This window comes from Bradyrhizobium uaiense, assembly GCF_010811875.1.
Classification (GTDB): Bacteria; Pseudomonadota; Alphaproteobacteria; order Rhizobiales; family Xanthobacteraceae; genus Bradyrhizobium; species Bradyrhizobium uaiense.
Map to the genome: position 1 here is coordinate 1 of NZ_VKHP01000179.1, position 20,166 is coordinate 20,166.

Genomic DNA, 20,166 nt, shown 5'->3' on the forward strand with positions numbered 1-20,166 from the left:
CGCGCCCTAGTTTTAGTCCCAGACCCCCCCGCCCACGTCCGCCCCCCCCGCGTGGCGCCCCCGCCCCCTCCACGTGTTTAATAGGGCCCCCCCTCCCCCCGCCCCGCCCCCCCGCGCCTCGCCCGCCGGCGGCCCCCGCCGCTGAGGCCGCACCAGCGGCCCCGGTGCCGCGCGGCCCGGTGATCCGGGAAGTCCCGAACAACTAGCGCCAAGACGCTAACGCCAAGACCTGACGCCAAGACGCTCACACCAGACGCCTTCCAGAGCGCCCCTTGCAGACCACCCCCTTGCGGACCGCATGGGGGCTTCCTATCTAGCCCCTAACGGCGACGTTGCAGCTTAAGGGCTCCGGCGCTGGGACGACCACGACAATGTCGGCTGCGCCGGATGTACGCGCGCCCCTTGTTCGTGGTCGTTGGCATTTTCAGGGGTATTTTGCCCCGTTTTCCCGCTTTCTGAGAGAGCGTACGGGCCTGCCTGCCTTGGCAGGGGCGGAGGCTGCGGCTATACGCTGGCGCTCATGAATGACGCCATCAAGCCGGGCCCCGAAACCTCGTCGCAGGCAGCAAGTTTGCCGCAGCTTTCGGTGATCGTCCCGACCTTCAACGAACGCGACAACGTCACGGTGCTGTACCGTCGGCTCGACGCGACCCTGAAGGACGTGTCCTGGGAGGTCATCTTCGTCGATGACAATTCGCCCGACGCCACCTGGGACGTGGTGCGTGCGCTGGCGCGGAAGGATTCCCGCGTGCGCTGCATCCGCCGAATCGGCCGGCGCGGCCTGTCCGGCGCCTGCATCGAGGGCATCCTGGCCTCGAGCGCGCCCTATGCTGCCGTCATCGATGCGGACCTGCAGCATGACGAAACCCAGCTCCCGAAGATGGTGGCGCTGCTGCAGAGCGGCGAGGCCGAGCTCGTGGTCGGCAGCCGCTATATCGAGGGTTACAAGGCCGAAGGCTTCAACAAGCAGCGCGCCGGCGCCAGCGCCTTTGCGACCGAGATCGCCCGCCGCGCGCTGAAGGTCGTGATCGCCGATCCCATGAGCGGCTTCTTCATGATCCGCCGCGACCGCTTCGAGCAGCTCGCACCGCAGCTGTCGACCCAAGGCTTCAAGATCCTGCTCGATGTGGTGGCGACCGCGGAGGGCAAACTGCGCGCGGTCGAAATTCCCTACACCTTCGGTGCGCGCCAGCATGGCGAGAGCAAGCTCGACTCGATGGTCGCGCTCGACTTCCTCGGCCTGGTGCTGGCGAAGCTGACGAATGATCTGATCTCGCTGCGCTTCATTCTGTTCGCAGCCGTCGGCGGGCTCGGCCTGGTGGTGCACCTGATGGTGCTGTTCATCGCGCTGGAACTGTTCAAGGCGCCGTTCCCGGAGGCCCAGGCCGCAGGCGCGATCGTCGCCATGACCAGCAACTTCATCCTCAACAATTTCCTGACCTACCGCGATCAGCGGCTGAAGGGCTTCGGCATCCTGCGCGGCCTGCTGCTGTTCTATCTGGTCTGCAGCGTCGGCCTGCTGGCAAATGTCGGCGTCGCGTTCTCGGTCTACGACCAGGAGCCGATCTGGTGGCTTGCGGGCGCGGCCGGCGCGCTGATGGGCGTGGTGTGGAACTACGCGATGTCCGGGCTGTTCGTCTGGCGCAAGCGATGACGGTGGCATGAACCCGAACGAGGCGCGGCTGGCCCGGAACACCGCTCTTGCGGTGTGCGCGCTGGTCGGGTTGCGGCTGGCCGCCGCCGCATGGACGCCGCTCACCTTCGACGAAGCCTATTACTGGATGTGGTCGAAGGCGCTCGCCGGCGGCTATTACGACCATCCGCCGATGGTCGCGGTCGTGATCCGGCTCGGCACCATGATCGCGGGCGACACGGCGTTCGGCGTGCGGCTGGTCTCGATCCTGCTCGCGTTGCCGATGAGCTGGGCGATCTACCGGGCAGCCGAAATCCTGTTCGGCAGCCGGCGCATCGCCGCGAGTGCAACCATCCTGCTCAATGTCACGCTGATGGCCGCTGTCGGCACCTTGATCGTGACGCCGGACGCGCCGTTGCTGGTTGCGGCCAGCTTCCTGCTGTACGCGCTTGCAAAGGTGCTGGAGAGCGGCCGCGGCGCCTGGTGGCTTGCGGTCGGCGCCAGCGCAGGTCTGGCACTGCTGTCGAAATACACCGCGCTGTTCTTTGGTCCCGCGATCCTGATCTGGCTTGCGACGGTGCCGAAGCTGCGGCGCTGGTTTCTCTCGCCCTGGCTCTATCTCGGCGGCCTGGTCGCGGCCGGCCTGTTTGCGCCCGTGATCCTCTGGAATGCCGATCACCAATGGGTGTCGTTCATCAAGCAGATGGGGCGCGCCCGGATCGAGGATTTTCGGCCGAACTACATCGCCGAGCTGATCCCGACGCAGTTTGCGTTCGCGACGCCCTTGGTCTTCATCCTCGGCGTGATGGGCCTTTATGCGCTCTACCGGCGTCGCGCCGGCGCGATGCCGGCCCGTGTGCTGGTCAACACGATGTTCTGGACCATCGTGGTCTACTTCAGCTGGCATGCGCTGCATGCGCGGGTCGAGGCCAACTGGTTCGCGCCGGTCTATCCCGCGTTTGCAGTAGCGGCTGCGGTCGCCGCGATCCAGGTGCAATGGGCGCCGCGCCAGCAGCGTACGATCGATTTCTGCCGCCGCTGGGCCGCGCCGGTCGGCGTCGTGCTGTTCGCGCTGCTGATCGTGCAGGCCAACACCGGCATGCTCTCGGGTTACCGCCGCGACGCCACTGTGCGCAGCGTCGGTGTCGGCTGGCAGGAACTCGCGGACGAGATCGAGGCGGTGCGCGCGCGGACCGGCGCGAGCTGTGTGCTCTCGCCGGACTACGGCACCACCGGTTGGCTCGCCTTCTATCTCCCCAAGGGCACCTGCGTCGCCCAACAGGGCCAGCGCATTCGCTGGGTCAACATGCTGGAGCCGAGCCCCGCGCAATTGTCCGGCAAGCTGCTGTATGTGCATGAGGTCGACCAGGCGATCCCGGTCTCGGTGCGCGACAATTTCGCCCATGTCGCAACGGTGGCCGAAGCCAAGCGCATGCGCGGGCCGCTGGTGATCGAGACCTACGCGCTCGATCTGCTTGAAGGCGCCAAGGGCGAGGTCCTTGACCGCTCGCCGCCGCCGGAACTGCAGTAAAGCTACCGCCGTTGAATGTCGGATCGTCCGGGTCCGGCTCGTCTTCCAGGGAGCCCGTCAACCATGCGAGGTTCCAACCATGACCAGTTCCGTCCTCAAGCCCGCCGCCGAGCTCGCCGAGACCAATGTCAGGCGCTTTCCCAATGAGAGCGCCGAGTATCGTCGTGCGCGCCAGCAACTGCTGGTCGAAGAGATCGAGCTGCGTCGTCACATCGAGCGTGTCGCCGAGTTTCGGCGCGCCTTGCCGCCGGGCGGCGAGGTGACCAAGGCCTATGCGTTCACCGGTGAGTCCGGCGCGGCGTCGCTCGCCGATCTGTTCGGCAACAAGCAGACGCTCATCGTCTACAGCTACATGTTCGGCCCGCAGCGCGAGAAGCCGTGCCCGATGTGCACATCGTTCATGGGCACATGGGAGGAGAAGCTGCCCGATATCGAGCAGCGCGTATCGTTCGTGTTCGTCGCGCGCTCGCCGATCGCACGGCTGATCGAGGCGAAGCGGGCGCGCGGCTGGTCGCGTCACAAGGTCTATTCGGATGCGTCGGGCGATTACACGCGCGACTATGTCAGCAAGGATGACAGCGACGTGCCCGGCTACAATGTCTTCACGCGCCACGACGGCACGATCCGTCATTTCTGGGCTGGCGAGATGGGCGCGGGCACCATGGACCCCGGCCAGGACCCGCGCGGCGCGCCGGACATGGATCCGCTCTGGACCTTGCTCGACACCACGCGCGAGGGACGCGGCGCCGACTGGTATCCGAAGCTGAGCTATTGAGGAGATGGTTTTTGCCCGGTCCCCGCGCGATTACGGGAAGATCGGCAAGGAAATTCTCCCTAGGATTTATCCCGGTATGCGGCGGCGGAACCGCGCGCCGGAATGTCCCATCGTGGGACAGAAAAGCCGTTTTGGCGGTCCAATACCATCTTAAAAAAGCCCTATGCCACAGGCACTTCCCGCGCTGCAGGGGATCGCATCCGGTTAAGTCGCATTTAACTAAAAGTCGCCTTAATGGCCGTCTGTGCCCCCGCGCGACGTTGAGCCGAACACCGTTCGACCACGCGTCGAGTGAGGGACAAAGGTGGACCTGTTTTGAGCGCCGGGCGTATGGGTACGAGTACAAGTGCGTATGTTCTTGGGGCACCGAGCCGCAAGAAAACCTCCCGAAAAATTCTCCCACAGCATTTCCTCGGCAGCGCCGCGGTGGCGGGGCTGGTGCTTGGCTGTGCCTGGACCGTCTACGCCAACATCTTTGCGGCGGGCGTCTATCCGTCAGTGGGCAATGCGTCGTTTGATGCGCCGGTGGTGAAGCGGCCCGTGGCCGCCGCCGCACGGCCGACACCCGCGTTCAACGAGGTGTTCGCGTCGCTGACGCCGGCGCCGGTGGCTCCCGCCAAGACCGAGGTTGCCAGGACCGAGGTTGCCAAGACCGAGGCGGCGAAGTCGGAAGCGCAGGCACCTTCGCTTATGTTTAACGATCGGTTTGCGGCTGCCTCGCCCGAGGGCGTGGCCTCCAGCGTCGTGGCCGATGCCGCATCGCAGATCGATCCGATCAAACAGGCCGCCGCGCCCAAGGCCGCCGAAGCGGCGAGAGCGGTCGCCAGCGCGGAGCTCGCCGAAACATCGAAGCCGCTGCCGGCGCCGAAGTCGGTGGAGACCGCCAAGAAGCAAGCCGCCGCCAATTTGAAGGTGGCGCTCAACGATCCCGCTGCCAATGTGCAGCCCAAGGGGGCCGAGAAGGCGGCCGAGAAGGCTTCCGAGCCGAAGCCCGCCGAAGCCAAGCAAGCTGCGAAGTCCAGCGGCGTCCGCGACATGGCTGCGCGCGCCAAGGCCGCGGTGATGTCGATCGCGTCGAGCGAGCGAGCGACCATGGTCGAGAAGCTGTGGGGCAAGCGCGAGTCGGGCGGCGGGCTGCTCTCGTTCGCTTCCGCCGACGCCAATGTGACCGGCAGCATCCCCTCGACACTGGACCAGAACCCGATGCTCGGCGGCTCGCCGCCCTATGACCGCCAGACCGCGGTGTACGACATCTCCGCCAAGACCGTGTATCTGCCCGACGGCACGCGCCTCGAAGCGCATTCGGGCCTCGGCTCGAGGCTCGACGATCCCAGGTCCTCGCATATGAAGATGGTCGGCGTGACGCCGCCGCACATCTACGAGCTCAAGCCGCGCGAAGCGCTGTTCCACGGTGTGCCGGCGCTGCGGCTCAATCCGATCGGCGGCGAGGGCAAGATCTTCAACCGCGACGGTCTGCTCGCGCATACCTTCATGCTCGGCCCGAACGGCGACTCCAACGGTTGCGTTTCGTTCAAGGATTACTACGCGTTCCTCGACGCCTACCGTAACAAGGGCATCCGCCGCCTCGCGGTGCTCGCGCGGGTTCAGTAAGGCAGAGCGGTCAGCGCGCAGGCATCCCGCGGCTGCGGCCTGACGTCTAGAACTAGGTGCCATTGTCGCTATACTGCGCTGATCGAGGGCGAGTCCAAGCTCGACAACGGATCCGGTGCAAAGCGAACATGGCTCCCACGCCTCCCATCGAAACCCCGCCGCCGATCACGACCGAAGCGTTCGTCGACGCCGCTGCCGCCGTTGCTCGTCTCGAAGAGATATACGAGCGCAACACGGGCTTCCTGCGCAATCGCTTCGAGGCCTACGTCAACGGCGCCGTGATCACGACGCGGGTGCGCGCGCATTATCCGTTCGTCCGCATCACGACCTCGTCGCATGCACGGCTGGATTCGCGGCTTGCCTACGGCTTCGTCGCCGGGCCCGGCATCCATGAAACCAGCATCACCCGGCCGGATATTTTCCGGACCTATCTCACCGAGCAGATCGGGCTTCTGATCAAGAACCATGGCGTGGCGGTCGAGATCGGCGAGTCCAGCGAGCCGATCCCGATCCATTTCGCTTACCGGCGGGACATCAATATCGAGGCGGCGCTGACCATCGCCGACAGCTCGGCGTTCACGCGATCGCTGCGCGATATCTTTGATACGCCCGATCTCGCCGCAATGGACGATGCGATCGCCGACGGAACGTTCGAGCTGACGCCGGGCGCGCCCGAGCCGCTGGCCCTGTTCCGCGCGGCGCGGGTCGATTACTCGCTGCGCCGGCTCTACCACTACACCGGCACCGATCCCGAGCACTTCCAGAATTTCGTGATCTTCACCAACTACCAGTTCTATGTCGATGCCTTCGCGCAATCGAGCTTGCAGCGCCTTGCCTCGGGTGAGGAAGGCCTCGAGTCGTTCGTCGCACCCGGTAACGTAATCACGCGTAACGCGCGGGCAGGCGGCGGCACGACCGGGGCTGCGTCGGAGCGCATCCCGCAAATGCCGGCGTTTCATCTCGTCGAACCCGGTTATCGCGGCATCACCCTGATCAATATCGGAATCGGTCCGTCCAATGCGCGTAACATCACCGATCACGTCGCGGTGCTGCGGCCGCATGCCTGGCTGATGATCGGGCATTGCGCCGGCTTGCGCAACACGCAGCGGCTCGGCGATTACGTGCTCGCCCACGGCTATGTCCGCGAGGATCACGTGCTCGACCACGAGCTGCCGCTATGGGTGCCGATCCCCGCACTTGCGGAAATGCAGGTCGCGCTCGAGGAGGCGGTCGGCGAGGTCACCGGGTTCACCGGCTTCGAGCTCAAGCGGCTGATGCGCACCGGCACGGTTGCGAGCGTCGACAACCGCAATTGGGAGATCAGCGGGCCGCAGGTGATCCGGCGGATGTCGCAGTCGCGCGCCGTCGCGCTCGACATGGAATCGGCCGCGATCGCTGCCAACGGCTACCGCTTCCGCGTGCCCTACGGCACGCTGCTGTGTGTCTCCGACAAGCCGCTGCATGGCGAGATCAAGCTGGCGGGCATGGCGAGCGAGTTCTATCGCCAGCGCGTCGGCCAGCATCTTCAGATCGGGCTGAAGGCGCTGGAGCGGCTCAAGCAGCAGGAATCCGAACGCCTGCATTCGCGCAAGCTGCGCAGCTTTGCCGAGGTCGCATTCCAGTAACGTTGCGCGGGGGCCCGCGGCGATCACGCCGCGATGCTCTTCCACAGCTGCATCTCGGTGCCGATCGCGGCCTTGACCTGCGGCCGTGCCTGAATGCGTGAGAGATAGGCTGCCAGTGGCGGCCATTCCGCGACGTCGATACCGGCGGCGCGGAGCAGCAGCAGGGCCCAGGCGAGGTGCGCGTCCGCGACCGTGAAGCGGTCTCCGACCAGAAATTCGCGGTGCGCGAGATGCGCTGATGGCACCGACAAGGTCTGGCCAATCCTGGCACGCGGTTTGGCAAGCGATGCGTCGTCCTTGTACCAGAAGGTCGGGAACAGAAAGCCTTTGTGGATCTCGGTGCCGATGAAGCTCAGCCACTCCTGCAGGCGGTAGCGATCCGGATGGCCCGCCGGCGGCGCGAGGCCGAACTCGGGCTTGAGGTCCGCGATATATTGCAGGACCGCCGCGCTCTCCGTCAGGTGTTCGCCGTTCTCGAGCACCAGCACCGGTACCGCGCCCTTCGGTGCGACCGCGCGGAAGTCGCCATCGTCCTCCAGCACCTTCTTGGTCCAGAGCTGGACGAGGTGATAGCGCGCCTCGATCCCGGCTTCCATCAGTGCCATGCGGCTGGCCAGCGAGCAGGCCATCGGCGAGAAATAGAGCTGCAGCATGGCGATGTCTCTCAAGCGAGGGCGTTGCCGCGGGCGATGATCGCGAAGCGGTCGGACAGTTCGGCGAGCGCGACGTCGTGAATGAGTTTTGCGGCAATGGTGCCGCCGGTGCCGTCCGGCAGGTCGCGGGTGGCGCAGCTGTCGGCATCGATGGTGGTGCGGTAGCCGAGATCGAGCGCGGCGCGGGCGGTCGAGCTCACGCACATATGCGTCATGAAGCCGGCGAGCACCAGCTCCTTGCGGCCGGTCGCGGTAAGCTGCGCATTGAGATCGGTGCCGGCGAATGCGTTCGGCAATTGCTTCTCGATCACGATCTCGCCCGGCCGCGGTGCCAGCGGCGCGACGATCGCGCCACGCTCCGCGGCACGATCGAACAGGCTTCCCGGCGATCCCTTGTGCGCGATGTGGATGATCTTGGCGCCGCTTTCCCGCGCGCGACCGAGCAGTACGGTGGCCCGCGCGATAGCCGGGCTGGCGTCGGGCAAAGCGAGGGGACCGGCGAGATACTCGTTCTGGATATCGATCAGCACGAGGCAGGCATCGCCGAGGCGGGGCGGGGTGAGGTCGATACCGGCAAGCTGCATCAATGTTTTGGCGGCGGTCATGGTCGTGAGATCTCCGGCGGATGTGTCTTTCGAAAATATAGCCGCGGACGGGCCTGCCGTTATGCAGGGATATTGCAGCCGGTGGCTGCGTTATTGCAGGCAGGCCGGATGCGATGTAGCCTGGCGCCATGAACTGGGACGACCTTCGCATCATCGCGGCCGTCAGGGACGAGGGCACCTATGCCGGCGCCAGCGCGCGGCTGCGGATCGACGAGACCACGGTCGGCCGCAGGCTGGCGCGGATCGAGCGCGCGCTCGGGCTGCGGCTGTTCGAAGCGGCCGACGGCGTCCGCAGGCCGACCCGGCAGTGCGACGTGGTGCTCGCGCACATCCAGGCGATGGCCGCGCATGCCGAGGAGATCGGCCGGATCGGTGAAAGCCTGCCCGGGCCGGTGGGGCGGCTGCGCATCGCCTCCACCAATGCGATTGCGGAGGAAGTGCTGGCGCCGCGCACCAGCGCGTTCCTGCGCGCCCATCCGGGCCTGACGCTGCAATTCCTGACGTCGAGCGACAATGTGAAATTCTCGCGCTGGGAAGCCGATCTTGCGATCCGGCTGCGCAAGCCCGACAAGGGCGACTTCGCGATCTCGAAGCTCGCCGAAGTCAGGCTGTATTTCTTCGAGCCGGCGGCGACGGCGGCGGGAGAGCCGGTGACATGCGCGTATCCCGACGAGCTCGGCGCAATTCCGGAAATGCAGTTCCTGCGCGCGAAGCGACTTCGCGCGCGCTGCGTCACTGACAATGTCCGCATCATCCACAGACTGATCCAGTCGCATCATGCAGTCGGCGTGCTGCCGGAGCACAGTTGCGTCGAGCTGCTGAGCGACCGCCGTCTGCGCGCCACGCCGCTGCCGAAGCGGCGCGACGTCTGGCTCCTGGTGCAGAACCATCTCAAGCGCGACGCGGCAACGCGCGCCACCATCGACTGGCTGCGCGCCTGCTTCCAGGACGTCGCGCGCAGCGGGTGAAGTGGAGACGGGCTTACCCTCTGTCATTCCCCGGTGCGCAATTGCGCACCTGAGGGCGGCGCGCAGCGCCGAACCCGGAATCCATTCCTCCGCACGTTGTGCGGCCTGATGGATTCCGGGTTCGTGCTTCGCACGCCCCGGCATGACGAGGTGAGTTTGTGGTTGCTTCAGCGCACGCCTCGTCATGAAAAAATCACACGCACCCCTCTTGCAACCCGGGCGTGCTTCGTTTATTAGCCCGCTCCTTCGCTTCGGCCATGGGTTCGGGCTCGTTGAGATCCCGACTGGCGCGTGCCGCTCTGCGGTGTCGTGTTCCGCTGAAATGAAGATCACGAGAATGAAGCTCATGGGCGAGCGTCGGGGCTGAAACCCCGAAGGTACCGGTTCGAATCCGATCTTCTCACAAAGGATAGCTCAGTTGGTTAGAGCAGGTGAATGATACTCATCGGGTCGCGGGTTCGACTCCCGCTCCAAGCGCTCCGTTCAGCCTGAAAAGCTGATACCTCTGAAGGGGACCGGACGCGCGCTTCAGTCGCAGTCCGGCCGTTCTGCCGCAAGGCTCTTCGTCCGAACATCGACACTGTGAGACCGGCTTTGCGCCGCGGTGGATACCGCTTGCGCTGATGCCGGGTGGCTCCGCTCGGCCGCGCGACTTTTGTCGCGCGAACGCGCGCGTGCGCCCGTCGTCAGGCAAGCTCAAGCCACGGCCCGCTTGGCTGACAGGAAGCCGCGTTCGCGTCCTCACGTCCTTTGCAAAATGAAACCAGCTTTCAGGCCCATGGGCCTGAAGCAACGATGGAGGCGTGCCAATGACCTGGCATATCTTGACGACCAAGTTGACGGTGAAGGATGGCGAGCGCGCATTGCTGACGCGCGACGGCCGGCTCGAGCAGGTGCTCGCGCCCGGACGTCACCGCCTGTTCGATCCCCTGCATGAGCTGAAGGCCGAGCTGTTCAGCGTCGTGCGGACCGAATTCCCTGCGGATCGCTACGCGGTGATCAAGGCCGCGCGTCCCGATCTGGCCGATGAGCTGTTCGAGGCGATCGAGACCAAGGCAAACGAGATCGCGATCGTCAGCCTCGATGGCCGTCCCGTTCAGCTGATGACGCCCTGGCAGACGCGCGTGTACTGGAAGGTCGCGACGTCGGTCGAGGTCGAGCGCATCGACGTGACCAGCGATATCCGCGTGACCGCACGCCACCTCGCGATGATCCAGCCCAACCGGGCCGGCGTCATCACCGAGGCGGTGGTCGAGAACCACGAGGCCGGTCTGCTCACGGTCGAGGGCAAGCTGGTCGAGCGGCTCGCGCCCGGCCGGCACGCGTTCTGGATCGCGGGCCGCAAGATCGAGGTCAAGCGCCTCGACCTGCGTCCCCAGGCGATCGAGATCACGGCGCAGGAGATGCTGACCAAGGATCGCATCGCGCTGCGCGTGACGCTGACTGCGTTCCGCCGGATCGTCGATCCCGAGCGGGTCGTGGCAACGGTGCCCGACGTGGATGCGTGGCTGTATCGCCTGGTGCAGTTCGCGATCCGCGAGGCGGTGGCCGGTCGCACGCTGGACGAGGTGCTGTCTGCGAAGACGGCGCTCGACGAGGAGCTTCTCGACTACGTCCGCGCGCGTGTCGCGGAGTCCGGTGTCGAAGTCACCGAGCTCGGCGTGAAGGACGTGATCCTGCCCGGCGAGATCCGCGAGCTGGTCAACAAGGTGGTGGAGGCGGAGCGGGTGGCGAAGGCCAACCTGATCCGCCGCCAGGAGGAGACCGCGGCGACGCGTTCGCTCCTGAACACCGCCAAGCTGATGGAGGAGAACCCTCTGCTGCTGCGGCTCAAGGAGCTGGAGTCGCTCGAGCGTCTGGTCGAGAAGGTCGGCCGCATCGACCTGCATGCGGGCGAGGGCCAGGGCCTCGATGCGCTGCTGACCAAGCTGGTCCGCCTCAAGGTGCCCGAGAACACGTAAGACAGAAGGGCCGCCCACGGGCGGCCCTTCGAGTTTTGGGAGTGATGTTGATTGGCGCGTTTCGCAAATCTATCCTTCGTCATTCCGGGGCGCGCGAAGCGCGAGCCCGGAATCCATTCATCCAATATGTCCGGCGGCGATTTCCGGATACAAGTCGATCCATTGCGGATTCTTCTCTTCGATCAATTTGATCTTCCAATCTCGGCGCCACCTCTTTAGTTCTTTTTCGCGGGCGATGGCGGTCAATGCGTCGTCATAGATTTCAAACCATACGAGTCTGTCGACGTCGTACTGCTTCGTAAATCCTGCAACGATTTTGGATTTGTGCTCGTACACTCGGCGAACGATGTCGTTCGTCACACCGAGATAAAGTGTGCCGTATTTCTCGTTCGCGAGCAGGTAGACGTAATAGGCCATGAGCAAGCGGAGGAATGGATTCCGGGCTCGCGCTGCGCGCGCCCTCAGGTGCGCAATTGCGCACCGGGGAATGACGAGGAATACTATTTCTGGCGCATAATCGAAATCAAGGAGCGATCGTGATCATATTGGCGTCGGATAAGCCGCTCAGATCGCGGCCTTCAGATTGGTGAAGGCGTCCTGGACGAATTTGGTGAGCTGGCGCTTGCCGCCCTGCTCGAGCCAGGTGTCGACGGCGATACGCAGTGCGCCGCTCGAGGCCATCGCGACCAGACGGAGGCGGTCGCGGCGGTCCTTGCCCGGCCATAGCTCGCAGAGTGCCTCGTAGACGATCCGTTCGCGGTGCAGATCGTTCCTGGGTCGGCGCGAGCTCAGCACTTCGCTCTCACGGATCAGGCGCGAAATCGCAATGGTTCGCGACGTTTGGAAGCGGGCGGACATTTCCAGCAGCGCCTCGCGGACGACGTCGATCGGTGCGCCGGCCGAGGCGTGGTCGCGGATCGACGCCCTGAGCGCGTCGTCATAGCCTGAGATATGTGCGAGCAGGATCTCGTCCTTGCTCCTGAAATAGTAGAAGAAGGTCCTGCGCGAGATGCCGGCCGCCGCCGCGATCTCGTCCAGCGTCGTGGCCTCGTATCCATTGGCCAGAAACAGCTCCATGCCGACATCGGTAATGCGTTGCAGCGTCTGGCGACGATTTCGCTCGCGCAGGCCTTCTCCTGCAGGCGTCCGGGACTTCGTCAACGTGTCGGGCATCGGCCGCTTCTCTCATCAACAGGCAATCAGGGCAAAAGCACTTCGCGGCCTCGGGTCGCGCGGCCGTCGGCGTCAACGCGCAGAGCAGCGCGACGAGACATGGGTCTTTCGGTCGCGCGCCGGCGGTCACGCCACAAAACCGCCCAACACGATAATTACACCGAGTGTAATAATTACACTAAGTGTAAGTCAGTGGTGCCCCAATGACAACCTGCTCGCGCGTATGCCGGATCAAGCGGATTCCGGCGGCAAATGGATTTGTGAGCGGGCGGGGGGCGCAGCTCCGTGGCTGGGCCGCGGCGAACCTGCTCGGTCTGCTGGTCTCGGGCTGCGCGACCGCGACGCTGGATCAGGCCGGCTCGCTCCGCTCCTACGACAACATGGTGCAGTCGGACGGGGTGCTGACCCGTTCACAGTTGCGCGTGAGCAAGGAAGAGGTGCTGGCGGCGAAGACGGTCAGGATCATCCCAACCGTGTTCTCCGAGAAAACGCCGGCGCCGTTCACGCCCGCGCAACGCAGGCTCGTCACCAACGCCGCCGACCGTGCATTGTGCGCGGGCCTCAGCGAGCGCTTCTACGTGGTTGCGTCGGAGCCGGCCGATCTGACCGTGCAGGCCGTCATCACGCATGTGGTGCCGACCGACCCGACGGCGGTCGGCGTCTCCAAGGGCGTATCGGTCGCGAAGACGATTCTGTTGCCGGGCGTGCCCGTACCCGTTCCGCGCATTCCGGTCGGGCTCGGCAGCCTGTCGCTTGAAGCCGAGGCGCGCGATGCGGCCGGACAGCAAAAGGCGGCGATGGTCTGGGGCCGCGCTGCCAATGCTTTCGATACCGGGCGGATGTCGGAGGAGGGCGATGCGTACGGCCTCGCGGCATCGTTCGGCGGCGATTTCAGCCAGATGCTGGTCACCGGCGTGACGCCGTTCGGCGGGGTGCCATCGATGCCCTCGATGCAGCGGCTGGGCTTCCTGCTCGGCGGCGCGCCGAAATATCCGGCCTGCGAAGCATTCGGGCGCGCGCCGGGCCTCATCGGCATGGTCGGCGACAGCGCCGGCGTGCCGCCGGACTGGACCGACAAGGGGCCGGTTGCGGCGCGGACGGAGTGAGGCGGCCGGCATGCGTACGAATGTTCGCGTGCACAGGGCTGTAACGGAACACCGCCGTGGCACAATTTGCTGCTCCGGACGGACTGCCTAAAGAGAGAAGGTGCCAGCACAGACAGATTGCGCTAACGTCTGTTCGCCGTGGTCCATTCGGCCAGCCGTCAACCCGTCGGTGAAGCCAATGCAGCAGATTGCGGAATGGCTCGGGAAGCTGGGGCTTGGGCAATACGCGCTGCGTTTTGCCGAGAACGGCATCGACGTAAGTGTTCTTCCCGAATTGACGGATGAAGACTTCGACAGGCTTGGAGTCCTGCTCGGCCATCGCCGCAAGATGCTGCGTGCCATCGCCGATTTAAGTCAAACCGAACTGATCGCCGCGCCGGTTTCATCGCACGATGCCGAGCGACGCCATCTCACCGTGATGTTCTGCGACCTGGTCGGCTCGACCGCCTTGTCGGCGCGCCTCGATCCTGAGGACATGTGGGAGGTGATCCGCGCCTATCGCGCGGCCTGTGCGCGGGTGATCGCGACATATGATGGCGTCGTTGCCAGATTTATCGGCGATGGGATCCTCGCATATTTCGGCTACCCCCGAGCGCATGAAGACGATGCGGAGCGCGCAGTGCGCGCCGGCCTCGATGTCATCGCCGCGATCGGCAAGCTGGAGACCCGAGCTGACGAGGGCGTCGCGGTGCGGATCGCGATTGCGAGCGGGCTCGTCGTGGTCGGCGACCTCGTCTCCGGCGGTGCGTCGGAGGAGCAGGCACTGGTGGGCGATGCGCCGAACATCGCGGCGCGGCTGCAGAGCCTGGCGGAGCCGGGCGTGGTCGTCGTGGCCTCCTCGACGCGCCGGCTGCTCGGCAATCTGTTCACGCTTCGCAATCTCGGTCGCCGCGAGGTCAAGGGCATCTCCGAGCCGATCGCGGTGTGGGCTGTCGAAGGCGAGCCGGCATCGGAAAGCCGTTTCGAGGCCGTGCGGACCGCGCGCTCGATCGGCTTCGTCGGCCGCAAGGCGGAGATCGAATTTGCGCTGTCGCGCCAGCAACTGGCGTGGCAAGGCCAGGGCCAGGCGGTGCTGATATCGGGCGAAGCGGGAATCGGCAAATCCCGCATCGTGGCGATGCTCTCCGACAGCCTCGTGCCCGAGACGTATTGCCGTGTGCGGTATCAATGCTCGCCCTATCACACCAACAGCGCGCTGCATCCCTTCGTTGCCCAGCTTGAGCGTGCTGCCGGCATCCGCCTGGAAGATGTGCCGGAGCAGAAACTGGACAAGCTCGAAGCCATGCTGGCGCTCGGGACGCAGCATGTGCCCAGCGTGACACCGCTGATCGCGGCGCTGCTGTCGATCCCGACCGGTGACCGTTATCCGCCGCTCGGCCTCAGCCCGGCGCAGCAGCGGCGGCAGACATTCGCAGCGCTGCTCGACCAACTCGAGGGCCTTGCCCGGCAGCAGCCGGTGCTTGTCGTCTGCGAAGACATGCATTGGGCCGATGCCACGTCGCTCGAATTGCTCGACCTCGCGGTCGACCGGATCAGGGGACTGCCAATCCTCATGCTGATGACGTTCAGGCCCGAGTTCGACCCGCCGTGGGCGGGGCTCGCCAATGTCAGCCTGCTGCGGCTGGATCGGCTCGACCGGCAGGACACCCGCGCGCTGATCGAGCAGGTGACCGTCGGCCGGTTGCTGCCCGGCGAGATGATGACACAGATCATCGAGCGGACGGATGGTGTCCCGCTGTTCGTCGAGGAGCTGACCAAGATGGTCATGGAGTCCGGGCTGCTCGTCGAGAATGCCGGACGCTATCGTCTCGACAGTCCGCTGCCGCCGCTGGCGATCCCGGCGACACTGCAGGACTCGCTGATGGCCCGGCTCGACCGCCTGGCGCCGGTCAAGGAGGTGGCGCAGATCGGCGCAGCGATCGGCCGTGAGTTCTCATATGGGCTGCTGCACAGCGTGGCCGGGCGCGATGATTTGACGCTTGCGGCCGCGCTCGCCCAGCTCGAAGAGGCCGGATTGCTGTTGCGCCGAGGCGCGCCGCCGGATGCAAGCTACAGCTTCAAGCACGCGTTGGTTCAGGAAGCGGCCTATGAGAGCTTGCTCAAGAGCCGCCGGCAACTGCTCCACAAGCAGATCGGCGATGTGCTGCGCGCTAGGTTTGCCGAGATCGCGGAGATCGAGCCGGAAGTCGTTGCCTATCATTTCACCGAGGCCGGGCTCGGCCAGACTGCGCTGGCGTGGTGGCGCAAAGCCGGTCAGCAGGCGCTGAAGCGCTCGGCCTATTGCGAGGCGATCGCACATCTCGGCAAGGCGGTCGCCATTGCCGACGAATTGCCCGACGAGCCGGGTCGGATGATCGGCCGGCTCCATCTGCAAATCGCCTACGGCCGCGCGCTCCGGGGCAGTCTTGGGCACAGCGCCCCCGAGACGGTGGCCGCCTGGACGCGCGCCCGGCGGTTCGCCTCCGACATCGATGATCCAATCGAACTGGCGCCGATCCAGTCGGGCCTTTTCAACGCCTGCTTGACCCACGGCGAACTCGCGCCGATGCGGGAGTTGGCGGAGGCGATCATGGGCGCGGCGGAACGGCATCCGGATTCGCCGGTGGCGACGATCGTCGCGGGCTGGACCAGCGGGGTGACCTGCTGGTTTGCGGGCGACTATCTGAACGCGGGCATCCATCTCGAGAAGGCGTTCGCTGCCTATGCGACCGAGCCGGATCCGGCAACGTTCAAGGCGTCGACGCTCGATCTGCCGTTCGTCATCATGCGATTTCTGGCGCTCGTGCTCTGGCCGCGTGGCGAGATCGATCGTGCCCGGCAGCTCGCGGGCGAAGCGGTGAGCGTTTCCGGAGAACAGCGCGCGCTCGCGCGTGCCAATGCGCTGGTGCACAAGGCCGTTTTCGACGGGCTGTGCGGCAGCCGGTTGCGGCAGACCGAGACGATCCTCGCGTTGGGACTGGCGCAGGATCACACCATGCCGCTGTATGTCGCCGCCGGCACCTACCTCAATGGTTTGGCGAAGTGGCGTGCCGGCGACCTGGCGGCAGGTCTCGCGGAGATGCAGCGCGGCTGGACATTGCTTCACGAGAACGACTGCTACCTCTGTGATCCGTTCTGGGGATTGCAGATCGCGGTGGCGAATGCTGAGGCCGGGCATGTCGAGGCGGGACTCGACATCGTCAACGAGCTGATCGACGCGACGGAGCAATCCGGGCAGCACTGGCTGGATGCCGAGCTGTACCGCGTGCTGGGCGAGCTGCGGTCGCGTCGCGACACCCCCGACATTTCCGGCGCCGAGGAGGCCTTCCACCGCGCCATTGAGATTGCGCGAAGGCAGCAGACGAAGACTTTCGAATTGCGCAGCGCGCTGGGGCTTGCACGTCTTTGCAGTCGCAGCGGCCGGGCAGACGAGATGTCTCAATTGTTGTCGCCGGTGCTCGCCGGCTTCGATGCGGCGCTCGATCTTGCCGAAATCGACGACGCACAGGAACTGCTCACGCAGGCGCGTTGGCGGCCTGACCACCGCTCGCGCGCGTCTTGACTGGCGACGCATTGGAGCGGTCAGACCGTCGGGCGCGGCGCTTGCGAGGTTCGAAAACTGGAACTCTTGGGTCCCCGAAGTTTTACGGTGCGACCATGCGCATTTTGCTGTTGCGTCCGGCGGCGCATTTGCATCTAACTATTTCGGATCGTGTCGCAGAGAATTCCGCCGCGCGGTCAAGCGTTTGGAATTTGTTGTTGGCCTGTGTTCGAGTGAGTTTGCTGTGCGACCCTACATCACGAGTTCCCGCAGGTGAGCATTTCCGGCGGAAGTCGTAATCGTCTTCTCGCAACATTGTCGCCGGCGGATTTGGACCTCCTGAGGCCCGAGCTGGAGATTGTCGCGCTCGAACAGGATGAGGTCCTGGCGCGCGCCGGCGACGAGATCGACTACGTCTTCTTTCCCCACAGCGGGGCGATCTTGTTGATGATCGACATGGCGGATGGGCACACGGTCGCGACCGGTGTGGTCGGAAACGAAGGGGCCGTGGGCAGCCTTTCGGTGCTCGGAGCGTCACCGTCAGGCATCACCGCAGTCGTCCGTGCTGCTGGTATGGCCTCGCGAGTTCCCGCGTCGCGCTTTCATGCCGCTTTCGGCCGCAGTCCCGGGATCCGGCAGGCGATCCAAAAGCACGTCAGAGCGATGCTGATCCAGTTTCAGCTTGGCTCCGCCTGCAATGCGCTCCACCCGGTCGAGGCGCGGATGGCGCGCTGGCTGCTCCAGCTTCGCGAGCGCGTCGACAGCGACGTCCTCCCGTTGACCCAGCACGCGCTGTCGCAAATCCTGGGCGTGCGGCGAACAACGGTGACGTTGCTGATGGGCAATCTGCGCAAGCGCGGTGCGATCAGGTCCGAGCAACGAGGCCGGATCGAGATCGACCGGGCGCGGCTGGTAGCGGCGGCGTGCGAATGCCATCGCGTCATGCGTCTTGAGGCCGAGGAGATCTTCTCGGGTGACAAGGCTCGAGCTCGAGGAATGGCTCCGGCCGACGATCCCCGCATCTCGGAAATCGAGGCGGACGACACCGTGTGAGCGCGTTCCCGGCGCGGTCAGCTTGCTCGCCGACGATCGCGCTTCCGCGCGGAGGAGGCTGCCGCCTCGAGCTTCGCAATCTCGCGCAGCACCTGCGCCGTCTCGCGCAATTCATTGCGCTTTGGGCCCGGCTTCAGCCGTCGTGCTTCATGGAGAAAGTCCTTGGCCTGCAGCAGCCAGGCAGACGTTTCCGTTGAGTTCTGCGCATGCGCCATGGTGTCCCTCCATCGCGATCATCAAGAGTGGTGGCCGGTTTCAGGCCGGTAAACCGGCGCTGCGGCGTCGCCGCACGCGGATGCTCGGCTCGTCGACCCAGGCGTCCCCCGCAAACCAGGCATGATCGGCGCGGCAAAATGGGCAAGGGGTGCGCGAGAAGAACACCGTACTGCGTCGAAAGCTCTCGCGATCGGTTTTGATTCCGGTGGAAATCGCGTGCCCGGTTTGCGGACATTTGACCATGACCATGCCCATGTGAGCTTCCCTCCCATATTTTCTTGCTCTTGCAGAAAAGCTCCGGCCGGTTGGATTGGCCTCAGCTCGGTGCGGGGTAGTTGGGGGCATCGCGCACCTGCGGCGGTTGACAGAGCATTGGGCAGTGGGGGCTGCATGCTCGTCACTGGGCTTTTCCAACCGGCCAGATCCCTCCTCAAACGAATCCTCGATGTGAGTTGAACGCCGCTTCTTCAGGCGGCTTGGCGAAGCACCTCGGCAAATCGTTTCGTGGCGGGTTCGCGGGCTTTCGTCGCGCCTGTCTGGTCGAACCGGTGGCTCGACAGCGGCATCTCGAAGAGACGCGTGCCCTTCACGGTGACTTTCATTTGGCTTTCGCTCACCGCACAGCCTCCCTCTCAAGCGCAAGCATTCTCCGCAACGCTTGCCCGCGTCACGGGAGCTGACGCTCCGTGCTCGATTCAGATTTTTGAGTGAACTTCGAACCTGTCCCGAGCTTATTGTGCGGGACGAGGCCGAGACTGTCGGTTCGGTTTGCGACTCTCGCCGATAATTATTTTGAGAATGTCAACCCGAACTAACATGGGTTTATGGGGAGTGCTGTGCATAAGTGAACGCTGCCGAGAGCAGCAGCGTGCCTTCTCCGGCGCCAGGTCGCGCAGACCACCGACATCAAGCGCGCTGCAACAAGTGCCCGGCCGGCTGCCCCAAACAAAAACCCCGGCATCGCTGCCGGGGTTTTGCATTTCGTGGATTGCCCTGAGTGGCTGGACTTAGAAGTCCATGCCGCCCATGCCGCCGCCCGGAGGCATTGCGGGGCCGCCGGCGTTCTTCTTCGGCAGCTCGGCAACCATGGCTTCCGTGGTGATCAGCAGCGCGGCAACCGAGGCTGCGTTCTGGATCGCGGTACGGACGACCTTGGTCGGGTCGATGATGCCCTTCTTGACCAGGTCGGCGTAGTCGCCGGTCTGGGAGTCGAAGCCGTAATTGTAGGTCTTGTTCTCGAGGATCTTGCCGACGATGACGGAGCCGTCTTCACCGGCGTTGATCGCGATCTGGCGAGCCGGAGCCGACAGCGCCTTGCGCACGATCTCGACGCCGGTCTTCTGGTCGTCGTTCTTGGTGCGCAGGCCCTTGAGCTGCTCGGAAGCACGGAGCAGGGCGACGCCGCCGCCCGGGACGATGCCTTCCTCGACGGCCGCACGGGTCGCATGCATCGCGTCATCAACGCGATCCTTGCGCTCCTTCACCTCGACTTCGGTCGCGCCGCCGACGCGGATCACCGCGACGCCGCCCGCGAGCTTGGCGAGACGCTCCTGCAGCTTCTCACGGTCGTAGTCCGAGGTGGTTTCCTCGATCTGCGCCTTGATCTGGGCAACGCGGGCGTCGATGTCGGCCTTCTTGCCGGCGCCGTTGACGATCGTGGTGTTTTCCTTGTCGATCATCACCTTCTTGGCGCGACCGAGCATCTGCAGCGTGACGTTCTCGAGCTTGATGCCGAG

At 65.2% G+C, this 20,166-nt stretch carries 18 protein-coding genes and 2 tRNA genes; 12 read left to right on the forward strand and 8 right to left on the reverse strand.

The window, feature by feature from the left end; translation table 11 throughout:
- Positions 1-520 precede the first annotated feature (520 nt).
- The 5 genes from FNJ47_RS32460 to FNJ47_RS32480 all read left to right on the forward strand — a co-directional run bounded on the left by FNJ47_RS32460 (position 521) and on the right by FNJ47_RS32480 (position 7,175).
- Positions 521-1,654 (forward strand): glycosyltransferase, encoded by a 1,134-nt coding sequence (locus FNJ47_RS32460; RefSeq protein WP_163160015.1) that lies wholly within the window; start codon positions 521-523, stop codon positions 1,652-1,654.
- 7 nt (positions 1,655-1,661) lie between these two features.
- A complete protein-coding gene (locus FNJ47_RS32465; protein ID WP_163160016.1) occupies positions 1,662-3,164 on the forward strand; it encodes a glycosyltransferase family 39 protein in 1,503 nt (500 codons plus the stop codon).
- Between the two features lie 79 nt (positions 3,165-3,243).
- A complete protein-coding gene (locus FNJ47_RS32470) occupies positions 3,244-3,939 on the forward strand; it encodes a DUF899 family protein (protein WP_163160017.1) in 696 nt (231 codons plus the stop codon).
- Positions 3,940-4,269: 330 nt separating this feature from the next.
- The gene (locus FNJ47_RS32475; protein ID WP_236000221.1) at positions 4,270-5,550 is read left to right on the forward strand and encodes a DUF2778 domain-containing protein; all 1,281 of its coding nucleotides are present in this window, start codon (positions 4,270-4,272) and stop codon (positions 5,548-5,550) included.
- Between the two features lie 128 nt (positions 5,551-5,678).
- Entirely contained in the window at positions 5,679-7,175 is a 1,497-nt protein-coding gene (locus FNJ47_RS32480) for an AMP nucleosidase (RefSeq protein WP_163160018.1), read from the forward strand.
- Positions 7,176-7,198: 23 nt separating this feature from the next.
- Here FNJ47_RS32480 and FNJ47_RS32485 read toward each other — a convergent pair whose 3' ends face one another.
- Together FNJ47_RS32485 and FNJ47_RS32490 are read right to left on the reverse strand one after the other, a co-directional pair.
- Positions 7,199-7,828: a glutathione binding-like protein gene (locus FNJ47_RS32485; protein WP_163160019.1), complete on the reverse strand. Its 630-nt coding sequence runs from the start codon at positions 7,826-7,828 to the stop codon at positions 7,199-7,201.
- Between the two features lie 11 nt (positions 7,829-7,839).
- The gene (locus tag FNJ47_RS32490; RefSeq protein ID WP_163160020.1) at positions 7,840-8,433 is read right to left on the reverse strand and encodes a cysteine hydrolase family protein; all 594 of its coding nucleotides are present in this window, start codon (positions 8,431-8,433) and stop codon (positions 7,840-7,842) included.
- Positions 8,434-8,561: 128 nt separating this feature from the next.
- Here FNJ47_RS32490 and FNJ47_RS32495 point away from each other — a divergent pair, with 128 nt between their 5' ends.
- The 4 genes from FNJ47_RS32495 to FNJ47_RS32510 all read left to right on the forward strand — a co-directional run bounded on the left by FNJ47_RS32495 (position 8,562) and on the right by FNJ47_RS32510 (position 11,362).
- Positions 8,562-9,401: a LysR family transcriptional regulator gene (locus tag FNJ47_RS32495; RefSeq protein WP_163160021.1), complete on the forward strand. Its 840-nt coding sequence runs from the start codon at positions 8,562-8,564 to the stop codon at positions 9,399-9,401.
- A gap of 332 nt (positions 9,402-9,733) precedes the next feature.
- Positions 9,734-9,805 (forward strand) — tRNA-Phe (locus FNJ47_RS32500).
- 3 nt (positions 9,806-9,808) lie between these two features.
- Positions 9,809-9,875, forward strand: a tRNA-Ile gene (locus tag FNJ47_RS32505).
- 335 nt (positions 9,876-10,210) lie between these two features.
- Positions 10,211-11,362, forward strand: coding sequence for a slipin family protein (locus tag FNJ47_RS32510; protein ID WP_163160022.1), 1,152 nt, complete (start codon positions 10,211-10,213; stop codon positions 11,360-11,362).
- Between the two features lie 117 nt (positions 11,363-11,479).
- Here the strand turns inward: FNJ47_RS32510 and FNJ47_RS32515 are convergent, their stop codons facing one another.
- Positions 11,480-11,779, reverse strand: coding sequence for a GIY-YIG nuclease family protein (locus FNJ47_RS32515; RefSeq protein ID WP_163160023.1), 300 nt, complete (start codon positions 11,777-11,779; stop codon positions 11,480-11,482).
- 147 nt (positions 11,780-11,926) lie between these two features.
- The gene (locus FNJ47_RS32520; RefSeq protein ID WP_236000222.1) at positions 11,927-12,535 is read right to left on the reverse strand and encodes a TetR/AcrR family transcriptional regulator; all 609 of its coding nucleotides are present in this window, start codon (positions 12,533-12,535) and stop codon (positions 11,927-11,929) included.
- 203 nt (positions 12,536-12,738) lie between these two features.
- Between FNJ47_RS32520 and FNJ47_RS32525 the strand changes: the two genes are divergently transcribed.
- The 3 genes from FNJ47_RS32525 to FNJ47_RS32535 all read left to right on the forward strand — a co-directional run bounded on the left by FNJ47_RS32525 (position 12,739) and on the right by FNJ47_RS32535 (position 18,214).
- Positions 12,739-13,641, forward strand: a complete 903-nt coding sequence (locus FNJ47_RS32525; RefSeq protein WP_163160024.1) for a DUF3313 domain-containing protein — start codon at positions 12,739-12,741, stop codon at positions 13,639-13,641.
- Between the two features lie 178 nt (positions 13,642-13,819).
- On the forward strand, positions 13,820-17,182 hold the full coding sequence (locus FNJ47_RS32530; RefSeq protein WP_163160025.1) for an adenylate/guanylate cyclase domain-containing protein: 3,363 nt from the start codon (positions 13,820-13,822) through the stop codon (positions 17,180-17,182).
- Positions 17,183-17,434: 252 nt separating this feature from the next.
- Complete coding sequence (locus tag FNJ47_RS32535; protein WP_175068448.1) at positions 17,435-18,214, forward strand: helix-turn-helix domain-containing protein; 780 nt, start codon at positions 17,435-17,437, stop codon at positions 18,212-18,214.
- Between the two features lie 17 nt (positions 18,215-18,231).
- Here FNJ47_RS32535 and FNJ47_RS32540 read toward each other — a convergent pair whose 3' ends face one another.
- The 4 genes from FNJ47_RS32540 to FNJ47_RS32550 all read right to left on the reverse strand — a co-directional run.
- Positions 18,232-18,429 carry a hypothetical protein gene (locus FNJ47_RS32540; protein WP_163160026.1) on the reverse strand — a complete coding sequence of 66 codons (198 nt, stop codon included), beginning with the start codon at positions 18,427-18,429 and terminating at the stop codon, positions 18,232-18,234.
- A gap of 40 nt (positions 18,430-18,469) precedes the next feature.
- Entirely contained in the window at positions 18,470-18,685 is a 216-nt protein-coding gene (locus tag FNJ47_RS32545) for a hypothetical protein (RefSeq protein WP_163160027.1), read from the reverse strand.
- Between the two features lie 212 nt (positions 18,686-18,897).
- Complete coding sequence (locus FNJ47_RS53335; RefSeq protein ID WP_283811325.1) at positions 18,898-19,032, reverse strand: hypothetical protein; 135 nt, start codon at positions 19,030-19,032, stop codon at positions 18,898-18,900.
- Positions 19,033-19,437: 405 nt separating this feature from the next.
- A partial coding sequence (locus FNJ47_RS32550) for a TCP-1/cpn60 chaperonin family protein (protein WP_283811326.1) occupies positions 19,438-20,166 on the reverse strand: 729 nt, incomplete at its 5' end.